We start from the raw sequence: 18804 nt of genomic DNA, 5'->3' as shown, positions 1-18804 counted from the left end.
GGGGGTTTATGTAAATGTACAATTTTATCACATTTTTATTCAGGATTCAGCCAGCTGATCATACTGCTGATACTGCTTTTTAACTGTTCCGGATCTTTGAAATTAGGGGTTTTATTATTGTTAAAATATCTTTCAGCCCGGGAAAAGAAATTTCTCTTTTCCTCGTCTGGCATCCTATCTTTAGTATAGATTCTGAAAGAGATCTGATCTGTTTCGTTCAGGATCAGACTGGCAAAAGCAACCACTTCCTTCCCGTTTTTAGCCAAAAGAAAAGGAAGTCCGAAACTTTGGTCTGCCAATTTCAGATTCTGAGTTTCCAGAAAAATGTTTTTCAGCATCCACATGTCTGATACATAAGCTTCTGCATATTGAAACTGTTTCTGATGTTGAATGATTGTTTCCATATTTTTCTTCTTTAGCTAAACAAAATTATGGAGTATTTACTTTTGGATACAGATACAGAACTATACAATATTATGGGTACAGATTGTATTGCATGACATTTTACTTGCCGGAAGATCATACATTCATTATAATCAATACCCTTTTTAGGAGGAGTATCCATAAAAAACAGGCTGTTTTCAATGAAAACAGCCTGCGCAGGAATTTAAAATCTCATGGTTATTGTTCTGCTTTTTTAAGGACTTCCCTGATGCCTTCCAACCCATCTCCAAATTGTGCCAGAAGTGCTACAATCTGTGACATTCTATCATTTTCACCCAGTCCTTTTAAGGTTTTATTTTTAATAAAGGTTTTCTTGATATCATTCCATCGTTCTGTTTCTTCTTCTGATAGAATACCTATCAGTTCTTTCAGTTTCAGCATATTGGCTTCTGCTCCCGTTGTCAGTGTCTGAGATTCATTCTGATAGTGATCCAGAACAATCTGAGTAACCTCACTGTCTTTCAGAATCGGCTGTATCCGGGCAATCAGTTTATTCATGTTACGGTAAGATCCCTGCAGCTTGAATGGCGGTTCATTTCTGTAATCGTCTGACATGGCTGCGGACGCGATATATTCTTTGTTCACCTTCAACACCATATTTCTCACTGTGATGGTATTTTTCAGTACTGATCTGAAATCTGATATTTCACTGGAGCTGAAATTTCCTTTCAGGTTGTCGGCAGGATTATCTGTTAGTACACAATCATAAAGTTCATACAGGTTTTCCATTCCCGGATTTGTTAATCTGGTCAGATATTCATTAGACATTAAAGCATTTTCAATAAGACTCAGGTCAAAAAGGTCTGTTTTCGATCCGGATATTTCTCCCAGATTGTATGTATCTGAACGGTTGGCCAGCATATCCGGAATTTTAAACTTCTCTCCACTTTCCGTATAGGGGTTTCCTGCCATGACCAGGCAGAATCTTTTGGATCTGAGGTCATAGGTTTTACTTTCTCCATTGTAGATTCCTTCAATTTTCCTCTGACCGTCTGCCAGGGAAATGAATTTCTGTAAAAACTCTGGATTACAGTGCTGGATATCATCAAGGTAAAGCATGACATTATCTCCCATTTCCAGGGCGAGATTCAGTTTTTCAAGTTCCTGTCTTGCTCCTGCATTTTTGGCTTCGGAAGGATCTGTTGATACAATATCATACCCTAAAGAAGGCCCATTGATCTTCATAAATACCAATCCCATCCTTTCAGCCATATACTCCATCAGGGTCGTTTTTCCATATCCGGGAGGAGAAACGAGAAGAAGCATACCCATCCTGTCTGTTCTTTTGTCAGCTCCCGCCGTTCCCAACTGCTTGGCAAGGTTTGCCCCGATGAGAGGGAAATAAACATCATTAATCAGTTTATTTCGTACAAAAGAGCTGAGTATCTGAGGTTTGAAGGTATCCAGTTTTAATGCTTTTTTCTTTTCATCTACCCAACTGTATTTCAGTTCCTGCAAGCGTTTGTATTTCGGAACGGTAACTGTATTAAAATGTTTCAGACGGGATACAAATTCAAAGTAATTAAGATGATATTCTGTATCTTTTTCCAGAGACTTCAGCTCTTTCAGCGTTACTTCATAAGCAATGTGCCTGATATTTTTCGGATCAAACTTCTGGGTGATCAAAAATCCTGCTGCTTCCTGTACGATATTTTCATCAGCTTCAGGATCCAGTGCCTGTAATGCGCTTTCAGCAATATAATAACACGCTGAAGGATATTGATACATAGCCTGTAACTGCGCAATAAACTCCAGATCTTTGCCTTTTTCTTTGAGTGCTTTCATGAAAAGTTCGTACAGAGCGGCGGCTTTTTCCGAGATCAGGAAGTTTTCTTTATCCTCCTTTTTCAGGTAGATGGCTGCATTGATACAATCCGTTTCTTTAAAGATCCCATGGGCTGATGCAAATGATTTCATTTCTTCCGAAAGTTGTTTGCTCAGGTATTCAAATTCCTGTTTTACCGTGAAAGAACGGGCAATAATGGCTGCCGCTTCAAACTGTTGGGTGTAATATGCTTTTCTTTCATTTTCGAGGAAAAACCAGAACAGCTGGGCAAGGGTTCTTTCCTTTGCTGTAAACCTCATCAGTCCCAGTTCATTGTGTATCTGCTGCAGTTTGAGAATAATCTTTTCGGCATCTTTATCATGGATTCCTTTAACCAGTCCTTCTCCAAAATGCTCTGACGTAAAATCCTGTACTGCCTTTCCGTTCTCCGTTTCCGACATTATTTCCTTATGGGAGGAAAACACATTCCAGGCAAGATATTCAAACCTTTTTACGTTGTTATTTTCTGAAATAAATTCCTGGTTCCATACATCTCTGAATTCATCTGCGGTATAATGCAGAGGTTCATAAAAGCTTGTTCCCGTAAGGTGGTAATAGTATTTTGCATTTCTCAGCACCAGCGTGAGATCCAGTTTCTGTTGATTGACCGCAAATTTATAGTCCCCTAACGCAATAATATTCTGCCCCTCCGCATAGATCTCTTTTTTGTCTTTCAGTTTTCTTACTGCTTCCTGCTGCTGAGTCTTTAACAAAGTCTGGATCTCTTCCGACTTTGCTGAATCTTCCCATTCTGCAAGCTTCCTGGAAAGATCCCTCACTTTCTCCACCATAAGATCTGCTGCAAAATAACCATTGATTTCATTTTCTGAATCAAATGATTCTGCTTTGGTCTGTACGGATTTCAGGATTCTCTTTGCTGATTCAAAGAGATTCTGAGTTCTTTTATTTCTTGTTTCGGTAAGTTGTACTCTTTTATTCTGGAAATGTCCGTAAACTTCTTCCCTCTTACTTCCAATCTGTTCCGTAAATTCATCGAAATCAATAAATTTTGTTTCCATTTCTTCCAACTGGATGGAAAGTTTGGTCAGATATTCGTCACATTTTTCCGGAGTTTGTGAAAGTTCAAGAAAGTTGATCACAGACTGGTCAAACAACGTAATCTGGGCCTGAAAGTCCGAAGCAAGCTCTTTTCCTGAAATTTCTCTTTTTCTTTTGCTGAGCTCAAGTCTTTCCTGATTCAGTTTTGCAAAAATCACTGAGATATTTTCAATGATCTGGGTAGACTGGGAAGTATCTTCTATTTTAAGATTGTTGACGATATCCACCAATAATTCCAGCTGGCCGGAAAGGGTATTGATATTTTCTTCAATGATTTTGGCATCTATAGCTTTCTGCAGCTCAATAATATCTGCTGATATCTGCTGTGCTCTTTCTTCGTACGGCAGTAATGCTCCTTCCTGAAGCAGAAATTCAACACAGGCATTTGACAGTTCTGTATACCGTTCCGCGAGGGATTTTTCCAGTATATCCAGCAAAGCTGTATCTGCATATTTAAGTTCCCTTGCTCCTGTAACTTCTCCTCTTAATGTCCTGATCTGAGAAAGGGCATCAATATATTCTGTAAGCTGGGAATAGTGGAGTCTTTTGGTATCATCCAGAATTTTCTCACAGGCCTGTTTTATTTTTTCTAACGCTTCCTCTGTATTTTTTCTCTGTTCTACTACTTTTTCGTATTCATTGATCGCAGAATGGGCAATAGCTCTGATCTCTTTCAATGGAACATCCAGCTTCTGAACTTCATCTTCACCAAGGAAGTAGTAGGTGTCCAGAATAAATGTGGAAAGTTTTACAATATCATTATAAAGACCGCTGTAAGAGTCTTTTTTGTTCAGAAGGGTGATGAGTTCCTGGCTTTCTGCCATGACTCTTACGATATCCTTGTTTCCGATTTTATAAATTAAGCTGTCTGCCTTTTCAGTATTGGGCAGCAATTCTTTAGAAAAGGGAGTCTGCCAGATCTGGGCAAGGTGGTTTTTCGTGGTTTCTACACTTTCGCGAAGATAGATCAGTTTTCCATCATTAAGAAATGTGAAGCCACTGCACCGGATGGGTGTTTCTATGGTCTGCGTAATAATATTATAGGAGATCAGCTGATAATTATTGGTTTTATCATCATAAAAAACATATAAAAAATTCTCACCATTGGGCTCTATCACAGTTTTCAGATAGTAAAGCCTGTTCTGATCCTGTGAGATTACCTTTAGACCTCCTGTCTGAAGAGCATATCCGTTTGAAAATAATACCCCTTGATTTTCCGGAAGCAGAAGTCCCGAATATTTAAGCGCATCTGCTCTTGAAACGGTTTTTTCTTTGTGATTATAAATGAAGTAGCGTTCTGTTTCCTGATACGGCTTTATTTTAAACAGAACCAGATTATCTAGATCACAGAAATGAATCTCTGCATCATCCAGATTCTGGTCTTTATGAATCACGTCTTCAGAATAAATTCCTTTTCCCGTATCCGTATTGTCTTCTACCTTGATGGTGATATCACCGCCAATGCTTTCTACAAAAACTTTGTCAGCTAAAGAAATATGAGGATGTTTTCCCGATCTCTGCATATCTCTGGTTGCCTTCGTCCATACAAAACCATGCTGCTGAGGGTATGACGTCTCGGAAGCGCTTCTTGAATCTACATAGATCAGCTTGCCTTCTTTGATCAGCCATTTAAAAGCTTTGATATCTGTAGTGCTTTCGGACAGCTGGAAAACCATATAAAGATAGTTTTCTGTGAACGTAAATCGGGCAAAGAAGGTATTTCTGTAATATTTGTAAAGGTTTTTGAACTCATCAATGAAAACTTCATCATTGATCAGGGTGTGATCCTGAGGTTCAAAACGGTTATTATTAATTTTATATATGGAAAAAACATCCGAAATATGGATTTCTGTCTGAAGTCCCAGATGAGCATTTGATCCGAATATCAGGAGATCGCCCAGTGAATAGATATCTTTGGCAATACAGCTGTGATCCGTAGAAATTCTCTCATTGGCTACAAGCGAAAAATCTACTCCGCCAAAGATATTTTTACGGCTTTCATTAAGCTGCTGCAGTCTCTGGACCAGGTCATTCTTCTGCTCATTCAAACGGTTCTGAATAATTTCGTAAGTTCCGGTATTAAGTTGTTCTGACATCGTTTTTATTTAGGTTGTCATCAATGCTGCAGGTCTGCAGGTCTTTGTATAACTTGGGTACTTTGAACATTTTTTAATGTAAACCTTATAGGCTTTAAAAAACCTACAAGGTTTAAGGCTCAGAGCCTTTTAAATCACTCTTACATTAAACATGGTTATTGTTTACAGGCTTGTGCTCTACACCCAGATGTTTGGCCATATCCAGTGCTCTTTCCAGAATTCCTTTTTCCTGTTGGCTGGCCACGCTGTTCAGCTTAAAGATCAGGGAAGCTATGCTCATATTTTTGATGTCATCTGAGGAAATTTTGTATTTATCTACCATTCCCATCACTTTACCGATGATGTTTTCTCCGTCACCCAAAAGGTTTTCTTTTACAATCTGTGCGTTTTCGCTGTGACTGATGAACTTATCCAGTCCTTTTCCTGCGGAAACCTGTCTTATAACGTTATCAAAGAAAGTATTGTCTCCGCCTACGATATCAATTTTTGCAGATTTGAAGGCTTCTGCCAGCACCATAGACTGTGCTTCAGCAATATCTTTCTGGATCGCAATCTGAGCGAGCTCCACATCTTTTTCTTTGGCAAGCTGCAGACGGAATTCTTCGTGTTCTTTTCCGGCTTCGTTCAGTTTCTTCATGGCTTCTGCTTTCTCGGTGATTCCTGCAGCTTCTGCCAGTGCTTTTTCTTTGATCACTTCTGCCTGCGCAATTCCTTCTTTCTTGGAAGCATCTGCTTTTTTCTCAATTACTACAGCTTCTACAATTCCCTGTCTTTCTGCAGCATCGGCTTTTGCATGTATTACCTGCGCTTCGGATAAACCTACTGTAGCTTCTTCTTTTGCTTTTGCATCTGCGATGATCTTTCGGGCCTCTGCTTCTTTTTCGGCGGCATCTCTTTTCGCCTGTGCTTCAATGACGTATTTCTGGGCATCTTTCTCGGCAGCCAATCTGCGGGATTCTGCGGCTCTTGTTTCTTCAATCAGTTTTTTCTCTGCTTCCTGAGTGGCAACGGTAATTTCTACCTGCTTGTTTCTTTCTGCTGTTTTGAAGGCTTCCAGGTCTTTGATTCCCTGCTGCTCTTCCACCACAGTCTTCTCCATGGTAAGACGCTCGCGGATCGCATCCTGAATGCTTTTCTTTTCAAGTTCTATGGCTTTTTCTTTTTCAATTTGGGCAAGCGAAACTATTCTTTCTCTTTCCGTGGCTTCCAGCGCTTTGTCTTTTAGAACTCTTTCCGTTTCTACGAGATCTGCACGTTCTTTATTTTTAGCAGCAATAACCACCTGGCGAAGTTTATTTTCTTCGGCTATCTGCAGTTTTTCTTCTGTAGCAATACGGACGGTTTCATATCTCAGGCGCTCTTCTTCTTCTACTTTCAGAATTTCGGCATTTTCACGGGCTTTGATATTGGCTACTTCTCTTTTTTGAGATTCTTCTTTTTCAGCCAGCTGTTTTTCGAGCTCAAGAATTGCTTCACGGGCTTCTACGTTCTGTTTTGTAATGGTTTTTTCTTCATCACGGCGAACCTGGTTGGCTTTAATATTCTGAGTGGCTGTCAGTTCAGTGATCTTTTTAATCCCCTCAGAATCAAGGATATTATCTTTATCTAATTTATCAATGGAAGTCTGCTCAAGGTAATCTATGGCGCAATCGTCCAACACATATCCATTAAGGTCTGTTCCGATGATATCAAGGATTTCCTGACGGAATTCGCTTCTCGCTTCGTACAATTCTGTAAAATCAAATTTCTTTCCAACCGTTTTAAGGGCCTCTGAAAATTTCGCTTCAAACAGCTCTCTTAATGTCTGCGCATCTGAAGCACGCTGACAGCCAATGGTTTGTCCTACATTCACAATATCATCTACTGATTTGTTGACCCGGATAAAAAATGCCACCTGAATATCTGCTCTCATATTGTCTTTACAGATCAGGCCTGCTCTTCCCTCTCTTGAGATCTCCAGTTTTTTTACGGAGATGTCCATAGATTCCATACGGTGGATAATGGGAATGACAATACCGGCATTAAAGAAGACTTTTGTACCTCCATAACCAGTTCTTAAAATAACGATTCCCTGAACGGTTTTTTTATACATTGATAAAATCCAGAAAATCAATCCGACTGTTGCTACAACGGCAACAATAATTCCAGCAATTAAAGGTAAGTTCATAGTTTTATAAGTTTATAATTTATATATAGATTGTGTTTTTTGTTTTATAGGAAATGGCAGATGATATCCAGGATATGGCTCATCAGAATCAAAAAAATAGTTATCATGGTTATTAGTTTTTATTTTTAATATCTTATAGACTGCTGCACATAGTAAATCCTTTTTTCGGGTTCTTCATCTACAATCATGACGCGGCTTCCATGCTCCAGTCTGCTTCCGTCTTTACTTCTCACCATCAGGGTCATAGGATCGCTTCCGATAAAGACTTCCATCATCCCTATTTTATCATCCTGAATGCTAGATTTCAGGCGGCCTTCTCTTCCCAGAAAGGCATATGATAATTCCCCTTTATGATTAATTTCCTTAAAAAAGGGATTGAGCGGTTTCAGAATCATTTTGGTTAAGAGCATTCCTCCGATCATGAGCGGGAATAAAATAAGTATTCCGGCCCATGTGGGCAGCGGCATAAAGTAATTAAGATACAGTGAGCCCAGCCAGGTAATCAGCAGTGAAAGGGTAAGAAAATATGTTATGGGAACAATATCCAGATTCAGAAATTTCAGGAAATGCATCCATGCTGAAGGATCATGATCAGGAGTATGAACATGGCCATCCGGAACGTCTATATCTGCATCCGCATCCACGTCGGAATGAATACCCACATCTATATCCAGCCCTGTAAGAATGGTAAAGAGCCAATAGATTACTGAAAGCCCGAGCAGAACCGTCAGCACCGTATTCACCGGAGAAAATGCTACATTTAAAAATTCCTGAAAGGTCATATCAGCCTTTTTTTAGTGTTTCTTTTAATCTGTTTAAAGCTTCTTCAGCTTCTGAATCATTATTATTGACCAGGGCGTCTATTTCTTCATCAATGCTTTTTCCTGATTTTGAAATATCAGCGTAAGCTTCAGCAAGGGCTTCCTGCTGCACGACCCGATCCTTCAGCTTTTCAAGCATGCTTACCGTGCTTCCGGTATCCATCTGGGTCATCTTCTGATTGATATCTTTGGTGGCTTCGCTTACCTGAACCCTTGCTTTAAGTGTTTTGAGCTCGTTTTCCCACTTGGCAATGCCTGATTTCAGATGATTGATATTGGCCTGCATCTTTTCGCATTCATCATATCGTTTTTCATGTTCTTTATGAAGAGATTTTGCATTTTCCAGGGCTGAAGTCTGCCTTTTCAGGGCTTCTTTGGCAAGGCGGTCTGCTTCTGCCGTTTCCACCTCTCCTTTTTCAGCTTTCTGAACGATGACTATGGCTTTATTATAATAATCTTTGGCTGTTTGCTCCTCTGTTTCTGCTTCATTCTTTTTCCGGATGGCAAGTGCTTTTAACTGTGCAAGTGCTTCTATGCTTTTTGCCAGCTGTTCTTTCATTTCACGGATCCCCTCTTCCGTTAAATTGATTGGGTCTTCAAAGCTTTCGATCACAGAATGGATCTCTGCTTTTCCTATCGTTAATAATCTTTTGAAAATGTTCATTTTAAATATCTTTTGTGAATTACTTACTCATTTCTAGCATTTCTGTTGTAAATTCCCCCACAAGGATCCCTAAAGAATTGATGGAAGCCATCACTTCATTTTGTGCCATATTATCCGTTGGAAGAGTATCTCTGAAAATCACCCGTCTTCCGGTTCCGTCCAGTACAAATGCTCCGTGAACGATGTCTCTGTTTTTCTGAAGCAGTCTCAGGAATATTTTTTCGGATGGGTTTTTGATTTCAAAAAGGAACTGTTCCATGATCAGAATAGAATCTGATATAATAAGGATCATGTTTTTTATCCCGTTGGATTCTTTTTCAATGATTAAGATTCTCTGAGCTTCATCCTCCAGCGTGATGTTAAACTCATAATCTAACAACCACTCTTTGACCGTTCTGAATATTTGATTTCTCATAATGGCTGGTTTAGTGTTTTATTTTCTCTACACAAATATAAAATAAAATTTTCAAAATGCAAATATTATTAGCAATTATTTATTTCAGATTCTCTATCTTTGCAAAAAAGATTAGACAAAAATGAGCTTCTTTGGAACTAATATTAAGAAAATAAGACAGGTGAAAGGACTGAGCCAGAAGGCTTTTGCTGATTTATTTGATTTAAACAGAGGAGTCATTAGCTCTTATGAAGAGGGCCGCGCGGAACCTAAGATCGAAACGATATTAAAGGTTGCCAATCATTTTAACCTTACTATTGACAAATTACTGACTGAAATCATCCAGGTAAACCAGCTCGTAAGCGTTTCCGATATTGATCAGCTTATGCTTTTTCCGGAATTGGCAGTGCAAAACAGTAAGGAAATACAGTTTAAAACGGAAGATAATAATCCAAATTCGCTGATATTGCAAAAAATATTAGCATCCGTTGATCTGGTGTATGAATTTACTGCTGAAAAGGAATTGCTTCTTCATTATCACTACGGAGACATTTTATTTTTAAATAAGACAGAGCTGAAAAAAGATGCTTTCTCAGGTCTTATCTACAAAGACGGCAATCTGCAATATACCTCTGACATCCAAATTAAAAATGCGGAGACTCAGCAATATTACAAGATTGTCGGCTACGTTTCTACTACGGATAAGAATATTTTCACTGATATTTTTAAAAGACTGGAAAAACTCGAAAATAATCATGACAATTAGGGCGTACAAACAGCAAGTGATGTTAAGCGTTTTTTACACCATTTTAATCACCAACCATTGAATAATACATATAAGGCATTTCATAAAACCTGCATTTAATCTATGGTTCGCATGCTTTTATTTTGATTTTCAGGATTAAAACTAAACTATCGTGTAGTCAAAATCAGGATGGAGACCCCTATTTTTGTATTAAAATAGAAGCAATGGAAACAAAATATTCTCGAAACAGGTTATACGTACAGCAGGAAGAGCAGCAGACAATAAAGGACTTTTCCATTTTGCTTGCAGGCAGTGGAATCGGCAGTAATATCGCTGAATGTGCCCTTCGTTTTGGCTTTGAAAATATTACCATTGTGGATGGTGACACCATTGAACAGTCTAATCTTAACAGACAAAACTATACCCATCAGGATATATCTTCCTACAAAGCTGAAACCTTATACCACCGGCTTAAAAGCATTAATCCTGATGCTAATATCCGCTACCGGAGTGAATTCATCACCCCCGATAATGTTCATGAAATAATCGGCGATCATGATATTGCCATTAACGCATTGGATTTTTCAAGCAATATTCCTGTTGTGTTTGACAAAATATGCCAGGAAAGAGGGATTCATGTTCTGCATCCGTACAATCTTGGCTGGGGAGGTCTGGTCGCGGTTCTTGAGCCTGGCGGTCTTCCTCTGGATATTCTCTCTGATGAAAATTTTAATGAACTCAAAATGGTAGAGTATATTGCGGGTTATCTGCGGTTTTGGAGAACTCCCAATGAGTGGCTGGAAAACATCATAGACGATTATAAGAAGGAAAAAGAAAATCTTCCTCCTCCTCAATTAGCAATCGCTTCCTGGATTGTTGCCGGAATGTGCACACACGTCATGTTCAAAATTGCCACAGGAAAGCCATACAAAACTTTTCCGCAGTTCTATATGAATGCTATTTCCGAATAGCTACCTGCGCGCTATGCGCTTAGATCAGTTTATAATTGGTGGCGTAAGAGAGTGCTTCTGTAATATTACTTACTCCCATTTTGTCGAACAGCTTTCTTCTGTGAAACTTCACGGTATCTCCTGTAACGTAGATTTTATCGGCAATTTCATTAATGGTAAGACCCTGGGCATATAACCGTAAAATTTCGGCTTCTCTTTCCGAGAGCTTTATCTTTTCTTCTTTAATCCATCTGTTATCTTTCAGATCATAATTCCAGATTTCATCTGTTCCCTGCTTTACAATGGAGATATTTCCTGAAGCGTGGTTGTGCGATAAGGATACAATACACATTGCTTTCCACATTTTACCTTCTGCAGATAAGAAAAGAGGGGTCAGCTTATGGTTGATAAGGATGGTATTTTTACTTTCATTGACTAAGTGGAAGTCGTAGGAAATGGTGTACAGCTTTCTTTCATTCACCGGTAGATTTTCATAGAATTCAAACCCTACTTCATTGATTTTAAACAACAGATCCAGGTCTTCTTTTTTCACATGCCGGAAATAGAAAGCATATCCCATGGTTTCTACTTCTTTAGGAGTATGATCACAAAGAAATAGTGGGTTATCTGATACATATTCGAAGTTTTGTTTCTGATAGTCTATGACATACAGACTCATGTAGGTGATTCTCGCAAATGCTTTGATGACCTCAAGGTAGTCAGAAGTCTGGTTATTCTCTGACTCTGAGATCGCGCTGATGCTGTTTTTATTTGAAAAGAATTTTCCAATCTCTTCCATAGTTTAGTTTTTAAGGGTACAGTTTTCGGGTTACTACACTTTAGTGTAGACTTTAAGGAATCTACACTAAAGTGTAGCATATCCCACTATTCAGTGTAATAATTTTACTATAAAGATAAAAAAAATATGGAACATCTTAACTTTTATTCTTTAAGTAATAAAAACTTATACGAATTAGCAGAATTTGTTGTTACCGAAAACTTTAATCATCATGAAAGTTATTCTGATACGGATCAGTTTAAGGCTGAAGTAGAAGATATCTATTATGAAGAGAAGAACTTTAAAAAGTCTAAGATTTTTGTTTCCAGAGATCACGAAGGTAAGATCAATGGTTCTATAAGAGTTTTTAAATGGAACCATAAGGATGTCCTTCCGTTGGAAAAACTTTTCCATATCAATCCTTCTTCTTTTATCAAAAACAAAACAACCAACATCTGGCATATCGGAAGATTTGCTATCAAAAAAGGAATCGATAAAACGGGGTTTGGAATTTTTAAAACATTAATGGCTTATGCTATCAATGAAGTTTGCTGTCATAAAAACGCTGTTGCCATTGCGGAATGTGATGCTAAACTTCTGAAAGTTCTTAAGCTTATGGGAATTGAAGCCATTACACTGGCCGAGCCTATCCATTATCTGGGTTCAGAAACCATCCCTGTGATGCTTACTTATAACGGGTTGAAAAAGTTCCTGGATAAGAACTATCACCTGATGTCCACACAGGAAGTAAGCGCCCTACACCAAAGTGTAGTATTACAACAAACGGCCTAAAACTACACTTCCGTGTAGCATCATTCAAAACACAACATTCTACATTTGAAATATAAAATAAAAGACATGACAAAGAAATACTTAATACCGTTATTATCCTTCATAGGAATGGGCATTCAACTTAATGCTCAGAGTATTTCCGGTAAAGTATCTGATGAAAAGGCAAAAAATATTTCTTACGTAGAAGTTATCCTTTTGGCAGGAGACCAGAAATTTACTGCAATGACTGATGAAAATGGAATTTTCTCTATAAAACTTCCCAAAGCTGATTCTTATAAAATGGAATTTTTCTTAAACGGAAGCAAAGTATACGAAGGAAATGAAAATATAGAAGGCGAAATTACAAGAAGCTACACTATAAAAGATAACCAACAAGAAAGCCAGGAAATTCAGGCCATAAGTCTTACGAAAAAGAAAAAGCTGGTAGAAAGAAAGATAGACCGTCTGGTTTTCAATGTGGAAAATTCGGTTGCGGCAACGGGCGGAACGGCAATAGATGCTTTAAAAACCACTCCGCTGGTTCGCATCCAGGATGAGAAAGTTTCCATTGTAGGAAAAGGAGAAGTTCTGGTAATGATTGATGACCGTATTCAGAGAATGTCACCGGATGATTTGTCAAGTTTACTAAAATCTATTCCATCAGACAATATTCAGTCAATTGAAGTGATCACTACTCCACCGGCTAAGTATGATGCAGAAGGAGACAGCGGACTGATCAATATAAAACTGAAAAAAGGAAAAGCAAACTCCTGGAATGCCAACATTGGAGGCAATTATACTCAGAAAACCTATGCAGGAGGCGGGCTTCAGGGAGCTTTTAACTACAATAGAAACAGACTGTCGTTACAGGTAACAGCCAATACGAATTCTCAAAGACTTCGTACCACATCAGACAGTAAGATCTACTATCCGGATGAGCTTTGGATTCTGAATGTAAAAAATAAATCTGAAGAGAACAATCTGGGGCTGGGACTTGGAATAGATTACAAAATATCTGATAAATGGACCACCGGAGCCAAATATCTGGGCAGTTTTACCAGAAATACCTCATCCAACAGTCCTTTCACCTCGAGGTTTAATCCGGCAGGAGCTGTTAACTCCTACATTACCTCTGATATGGATGCGAATAATAAGCCCAATATGAATTCTCTTAACTGGTACAATACCTTTAAAGTGGACTCCGCAGGCACAAAAATCACTACTGATTTTGATTATTTCCACTATAGAAAAAGTGATTACAACTTCTATGCAGGAAATGAACTGGATCCGTTGAAAAATATTCTTCCGGGAAGCTTTTTCTCAGCAACGAATACGAATGTAAACCGTATTGAAAATTATTCCGGAAAAGTAGATGTAGAGATGCCGGTGAAATGGGCTTCTTTAAGCTTCGGAGGGAAATATACGTACACCAATACCAATAACGACCTTGTGGTTATGGATCGTAAAACAGGAACGCCGGTCCTCAATACAGACCAGTCGAATATCTTTAATTATAAAGAGCATAATGAAGCATTATACGTTTCCGCAAGCAAAAAGCTGGGCGAAAAATGGGAAACCCAGGCTGGATTGCGAATGGAAGCGACACAGACAACGGGTTATTCTCATAATCTCAACCAAACCAACAAAAATGATTATGTGAAGTTATTTCCCACGGCCTATGTAACGTATAATCCGAATGATAAAAACTCGTTCTCACTCAACTACAGCAGAAGGATCCGCAGACCGAATTTCGATTATCTGAATCCGTTTGTGGTACGTACAAGCCCTTATTATTATTCGGAAGGAAATCCTTTTTTAAAGCCTTCAATTATTGATAATATAGAGTTTTCTTATGTGAGAAACCAGAAGTGGGTATCTTCTGTGTATTATTCTCAGGTATCAGATTTCAGCCAGGATCTGTCTATTCTGGATCCTGAAACGAATATCACCAGAAGTACACCGCTGAACTATGCCAACACGTATCAGGTAGGAGTTTCCACCTATTACAATTTCAATAAATGGTCTTGGTGGAACAGCTTTACAGGATTTAATGTGAATTATCAGAAGGTTAAATCCAAAACAGAGATCATCAGTTCAATAGACGGATACAATGCGTATTTCTATTCAAATAATGATTTCACTTTGAATAAATCTAAAACCATATTCTTCAGTGCGAACTACGGGCTTCAGCTTCCGGGACGTTATCAGATCTTTCATATCTCCACGATGAATATTCTGGATGTCTCTATGAAGTTCCTGCTTCTGGATAAGAAACTGACGCTTACCGTTACCGGTATGGATCTTCTGAACGGCCAGCGCCCTGTGATCACTTATGAGTCTAATGGGGTAAAAACAGACTTCAGCAGCTATGGCGACACCAGAGGGGTGAGGGTTTCTTTAAGCTACAAATTCGGGAACAAAAACCTGAAATCTGAACAGCAGAGAAATTTCGGCAACGAGGACGAAAGAAACAGAATTAATTAATCAACTATATACTTGCAAGTAGGGTCCAATAAAGGTTTTATGACTTGAAAAGATAACCACAATCAACTATTCTAAAAATTTTAAAATCATGCACAAAATTAAATTAACAAAAGGTTTACAGATCAACAAAGAGCAAATCAGCAAGCTTCAGGAGGAGCAAATGAACAGCCTTAAAGGAGGGGTTAACAGCCTTCAGGCAGCAGCGCAGTCTTGCGGACAGTGTTCTTGCGGTGGAAATACAGTTGTGAAAACAAGAGCAGCTCAGTAATCCCCAATCCAAATCACATTTACAATAAACAATAACAATCTAAAAATTAAACATCATGCACAAAATTAAATTAACAAAAGGTTTACAGATCAACAAAGAGCAAATCAGCAAGCTTCAGGAGGAGCAAATGAACAGCCTTAAAGGAGGAGTAAACAGCCTACAGGCAGCAGCGCAGTCTTGCGGGCAGTGTTCTTGCGGTGGAAACACAGTGGTAAAAACAAGAGCAGCTCAGTAATCAGCATTCCCAAATCACATTTACATAAACCATAACATTTAAAATTAAACATCATGAACAAAATGAAATTATCTAAAGGACTACAGATCAACAAAGAACAAATCAGCAAACTTCAGGAAGAGCAAATGAATGGTCTTAAAGGAGGAGTAAACAGCCTACAGGCAGCAGCTCAGTCTTGCGGACAGTGTTCTTGCGGTGGAAATACTGTAGTTCAGACAAGAATTGCGAAGTAATTATTAAAAAGTCGAAAATATTTATAACAATTTAAAATCAAACATCATGCACAAAATTAAATTAACCAAAGGTTTACAGATCAACAAAGAGCAAATCAGCAAATTACAGGAAGAGCAAATGAACAGCTTAAAAGGTGGGGTTAACAGCCTTCAGGCAGCGGCTCAGTCTTGCGGACAGTGTTCTTGCGGTGGAAACACCATTGTAAAAACCAGAGCAGCTCAATAATCAGCACCCCCAATCACATTTAAAATAAACAATAACATTAAAATTAAACATCATGAACAAAATGAAACTAACTAAGGGTCTTCAAATCAACAAGGAGCAAATCAGCAAATTACAGGAAGAGCAAATGAATAGCCTAAAAGGAGGAGTAAACAGCCTTCAGGCAGCAGCGCAGTCTTGCGGACAGTGTTCTTGCGGTGGAAACACTGTGGTACAAACAAGAATAGCGAAGTAATCTTCTCCTATAAAAGAGGGAGCCGGATGAACTTCTCTCCCTCTTTTAAAAAAAATTATATAATCTCACAGCTCTCACATCATGCAAAAAGAAAAACTAATCATCTCAGAAATAGAAGAATGCATCCGTAAAAAAGAAGCTTCCCTTACCGGAATAGGTCTTAATAACGGAATTCTAAGTGCTTCAATGTTCTATTATTATCATTATCTGATGACCGAGGAATCGGAATCTTTAGAACTGGTAACCCATTATATTGAAAAGTCTCTGTCTGTTTTAACGGAGGATTATAAAAGTCTTCATTTTAATGATGAGATAAGAGAGCTGGGATTATATCTTATATTCCTGAAACAGCAGGAAGTTTTAGACAATGAAATAGATTCTTTACTGGAGAATATTGATGAAATTCTGGAAGAAATTCTGATCCAGAAAACAGAAAAAGGAGATCTTGACCTTACCAGCGGTTTTCCGAGTTTTGCCAAGTATTTCGTATTGAGAAATCTTGATGATAAAAAACATCTGATAGACAACACCCTGGAGAGAATCATTGAGCTTACTCAAACCCACGAAAGCGGAAGCTACTGGAAATTTGATCTTCGCAATAAAGAAAATCCATATGTAGAACTGGGCTTAGGACACGGAACTACAGGCGTGATCAACTATTTGTTATTCCTTTACAAAAATAACATCTACACTCCGGAATCTTTATCGCTTATCCACTCCGGACTTTCATTCATCTGGAGCTGTAAAGAAAATACCACAGACTATATCACTCTTTTCCCGTTCAATGCCTTTGAGGAGGTTTATATAGATTACCACAATCTGGCGTACGGCGAAATAGGAATCGGCTACACTTTTTACAATGCCGGAATTCTTTTAAACAATAAAGATTATTGTGACAAAGGACTGCAAATATTGATCAATACTACAAAATTTAAAGACGCTGATCAGTCTGCCATCCTGGAACCGGGATTAATTTATGGTTCTGCCGGATTATCCGCATTGTACAAAAACCTTTATCACCTTACTGAACAGGAGATCTTTCTGGAAGCCAAAGATTACTGGCATCAGCATCTTCTTCAGTCTAAGAAAAATGACAGCGAAAAATGGGCAGGATTCAATGCCTACTATAATGCAGAATACGACAATATCAACATGGCTTTAGGACAAGGCATCGCAGGAATTGGTATTAATCTGATGAACAATATCATGACCACAAATCACAATTACGTTTCATTCTATAATTACGATCTCTAATGGAAACGCTACAATCTCAAAACATCACTACCCTTCTTCAGGAATATGATCAAAAACTGCTTGATTTTGATTATGGAAATTTACCGGACGGATTGCTTTATGGAAAACTGGGACTTCTGCTCTATTTCCTCGCACAGTATCAGATCTCCGGAAATGATATCTATGTGAACAAAGTAGGTGCTATCCTGGAAGAAGTATTTGAAAATGGCAACCTGCAAAAAGAAAACAACGTATACGCGCTCCCGAATCTATCCAAAGGAATGACCGGACTGGGCATTATTCTGAATTTACTAAAACAGGACGGGCTTATACAGGACGACTTTGATGAACAGATTGCAGACATCGGAGAACTGATCTTCCAACAGTCTGTCACCATGCTGAATGAAAACAATTATACTTTTTTTGATGGACCTATCGGAAATCTTCACTATTTCAACACCATCGGAAACGAAAAATACAGCAGCGAAATCGTCAACATACTTTATGACGAATGTACTGCTCACCCCATTCCATTTGAGAATAAGCTGAATGACAGCTATGCAGATGGTATTAACTTAGGATTCAACTATGGCTACCTTTCTATTGTTAATAATCTTTTAGCCCTTCCGGTAATAACGGATCAGGCCAGATATATTATCAGCAGCTGCCTGGACTTCATTATCTCCAATTTTGATGTTCATGAAGTAGAAAATGCCAGAATATATAAACCGTACAATTACAAAATAGCACAAAACCAGCTGAAGCCCTTTCATAATAACAGGCTCTGCTGGTGCAACAGTGATCTTTCCTTCTCTTATCTTTTGTATAAAACAGGAGAAATACTGCAGGAAAACACCTACACAGAAATGGCCCGCGAGCTGGGTCTGGAAACCACCAAAAGGAAAGTAATGGCCAACACAGGAATAGAATTTATCCAGTACTGCCACGGAACTTCAGGACTTGTACAGCTTTACCATGAGCTTAATGAAAAAGACAATCACCCTGAGTATAAAAAAGCTAAAAACTTCTGGACGAAAAGATCACTGGAAATTCTGGAAAACGAACTGGATCAGCCATTCACCGAACAGGACAGTAATTTACTCTTTGGAAAAACAGGAGCCCTGATGGCTCTGAATGACAAAATAGACAAAACTAAATACCTGAAATTCTTACTGTAAC

At 38.5% G+C, this 18804-nt stretch carries 18 protein-coding genes; 11 read left to right on the top strand and 7 right to left on the bottom strand.

Annotation, left to right across the window (positions count from 1 at the left end; genetic code table 11):
* Positions 1–35 precede the first annotated feature (35 nt).
* The 6 genes from BLW74_RS14800 to BLW74_RS14775 all read right to left on the bottom strand — a co-directional run bounded on the left by BLW74_RS14800 (position 36) and on the right by BLW74_RS14775 (position 9491).
* Positions 36–404 (bottom strand): hypothetical protein, encoded by a 369-nt coding sequence (locus BLW74_RS14800; RefSeq protein WP_089693440.1) that lies wholly within the window; start codon positions 402–404, stop codon positions 36–38.
* 217 nt (positions 405–621) lie between these two features.
* Entirely contained in the window at positions 622–5424 is a 4803-nt protein-coding gene (locus BLW74_RS14795; RefSeq protein WP_089693439.1) for a DNA repair ATPase, read from the bottom strand.
* A 145-nt stretch (positions 5425–5569) separates the two neighbouring features.
* Positions 5570–7591: a flotillin family protein gene (locus tag BLW74_RS14790; RefSeq protein ID WP_089693437.1), complete on the bottom strand. Its 2022-nt coding sequence runs from the start codon at positions 7589–7591 to the stop codon at positions 5570–5572.
* A gap of 125 nt (positions 7592–7716) precedes the next feature.
* Positions 7717–8373, bottom strand: a complete 657-nt coding sequence (locus tag BLW74_RS14785) for a hypothetical protein (RefSeq protein WP_089693435.1) — start codon at positions 8371–8373, stop codon at positions 7717–7719.
* 1 nt (position 8374) lies between these two features.
* Positions 8375–9076 (bottom strand): PspA/IM30 family protein, encoded by a 702-nt coding sequence (locus tag BLW74_RS14780; protein WP_089693433.1) that lies wholly within the window; start codon positions 9074–9076, stop codon positions 8375–8377.
* Between the two features lie 19 nt (positions 9077–9095).
* Positions 9096–9491: a type III secretion system chaperone family protein gene (locus tag BLW74_RS14775; protein WP_002981943.1), complete on the bottom strand. Its 396-nt coding sequence runs from the start codon at positions 9489–9491 to the stop codon at positions 9096–9098.
* A gap of 121 nt (positions 9492–9612) precedes the next feature.
* On the opposite strand from BLW74_RS14775, the gene BLW74_RS14770 reads away from it, so the two are divergent.
* Positions 9613–10236, top strand: a complete 624-nt coding sequence (locus BLW74_RS14770; RefSeq protein ID WP_089693431.1) for a helix-turn-helix domain-containing protein — start codon at positions 9613–9615, stop codon at positions 10234–10236.
* Positions 10237–10439: 203 nt separating this feature from the next.
* Positions 10440–11186, top strand: a complete 747-nt coding sequence (locus BLW74_RS14765; RefSeq protein WP_089693429.1) for a ThiF family adenylyltransferase — start codon at positions 10440–10442, stop codon at positions 11184–11186.
* Positions 11187–11205: 19 nt separating this feature from the next.
* Here BLW74_RS14765 and BLW74_RS14760 read toward each other — a convergent pair whose 3' ends face one another.
* On the bottom strand, positions 11206–11964 hold the full coding sequence (locus BLW74_RS14760; protein WP_089693427.1) for a response regulator transcription factor: 759 nt from the start codon (positions 11962–11964) through the stop codon (positions 11206–11208).
* A gap of 126 nt (positions 11965–12090) precedes the next feature.
* Here BLW74_RS14760 and BLW74_RS14755 point away from each other — a divergent pair, with 126 nt between their 5' ends.
* From BLW74_RS14755 to BLW74_RS14715, 9 genes are all read left to right on the top strand, one after another.
* The gene (locus BLW74_RS14755) at positions 12091–12735 is read left to right on the top strand and encodes a hypothetical protein (RefSeq protein WP_089693425.1); all 645 of its coding nucleotides are present in this window, start codon (positions 12091–12093) and stop codon (positions 12733–12735) included.
* Positions 12736–12801: 66 nt separating this feature from the next.
* Positions 12802–15198 (top strand): TonB-dependent receptor, encoded by a 2397-nt coding sequence (locus BLW74_RS14750; RefSeq protein ID WP_185116362.1) that lies wholly within the window; start codon positions 12802–12804, stop codon positions 15196–15198.
* A gap of 88 nt (positions 15199–15286) precedes the next feature.
* The gene (locus BLW74_RS14745; RefSeq protein ID WP_076595229.1) at positions 15287–15466 is read left to right on the top strand and encodes a class I lanthipeptide; all 180 of its coding nucleotides are present in this window, start codon (positions 15287–15289) and stop codon (positions 15464–15466) included.
* A gap of 55 nt (positions 15467–15521) precedes the next feature.
* Positions 15522–15701: a class I lanthipeptide gene (locus BLW74_RS14740; RefSeq protein ID WP_076595229.1), complete on the top strand. Its 180-nt coding sequence runs from the start codon at positions 15522–15524 to the stop codon at positions 15699–15701.
* 53 nt (positions 15702–15754) lie between these two features.
* Positions 15755–15934 (top strand): class I lanthipeptide, encoded by a 180-nt coding sequence (locus tag BLW74_RS14735; RefSeq protein WP_089693423.1) that lies wholly within the window; start codon positions 15755–15757, stop codon positions 15932–15934.
* Positions 15935–15980: 46 nt separating this feature from the next.
* Positions 15981–16160, top strand: coding sequence for a class I lanthipeptide (locus tag BLW74_RS14730; protein WP_076595230.1), 180 nt, complete (start codon positions 15981–15983; stop codon positions 16158–16160).
* Positions 16161–16221: 61 nt separating this feature from the next.
* Complete coding sequence (locus tag BLW74_RS14725) at positions 16222–16392, top strand: class I lanthipeptide (RefSeq protein WP_174774463.1); 171 nt, start codon at positions 16222–16224, stop codon at positions 16390–16392.
* A gap of 81 nt (positions 16393–16473) precedes the next feature.
* A complete protein-coding gene (locus BLW74_RS14720) occupies positions 16474–17646 on the top strand; it encodes a lanthionine synthetase LanC family protein (protein ID WP_089693419.1) in 1173 nt (390 codons plus the stop codon).
* Positions 17646–18803, top strand: coding sequence for a lanthionine synthetase LanC family protein (locus BLW74_RS14715; protein WP_089693417.1), 1158 nt, complete (start codon positions 17646–17648; stop codon positions 18801–18803). The genes BLW74_RS14720 and BLW74_RS14715 overlap by 1 nt, the downstream gene beginning before the upstream one ends.
* Position 18804 lies beyond the last annotated feature (1 nt).

The organism is Chryseobacterium culicis, from assembly GCF_900108365.1.
Classification (GTDB): Bacteria; Bacteroidota; Bacteroidia; order Flavobacteriales; family Weeksellaceae; genus Chryseobacterium; species Chryseobacterium culicis.
This window is presented reverse-complemented; position numbering and strand designations above follow the sequence as displayed.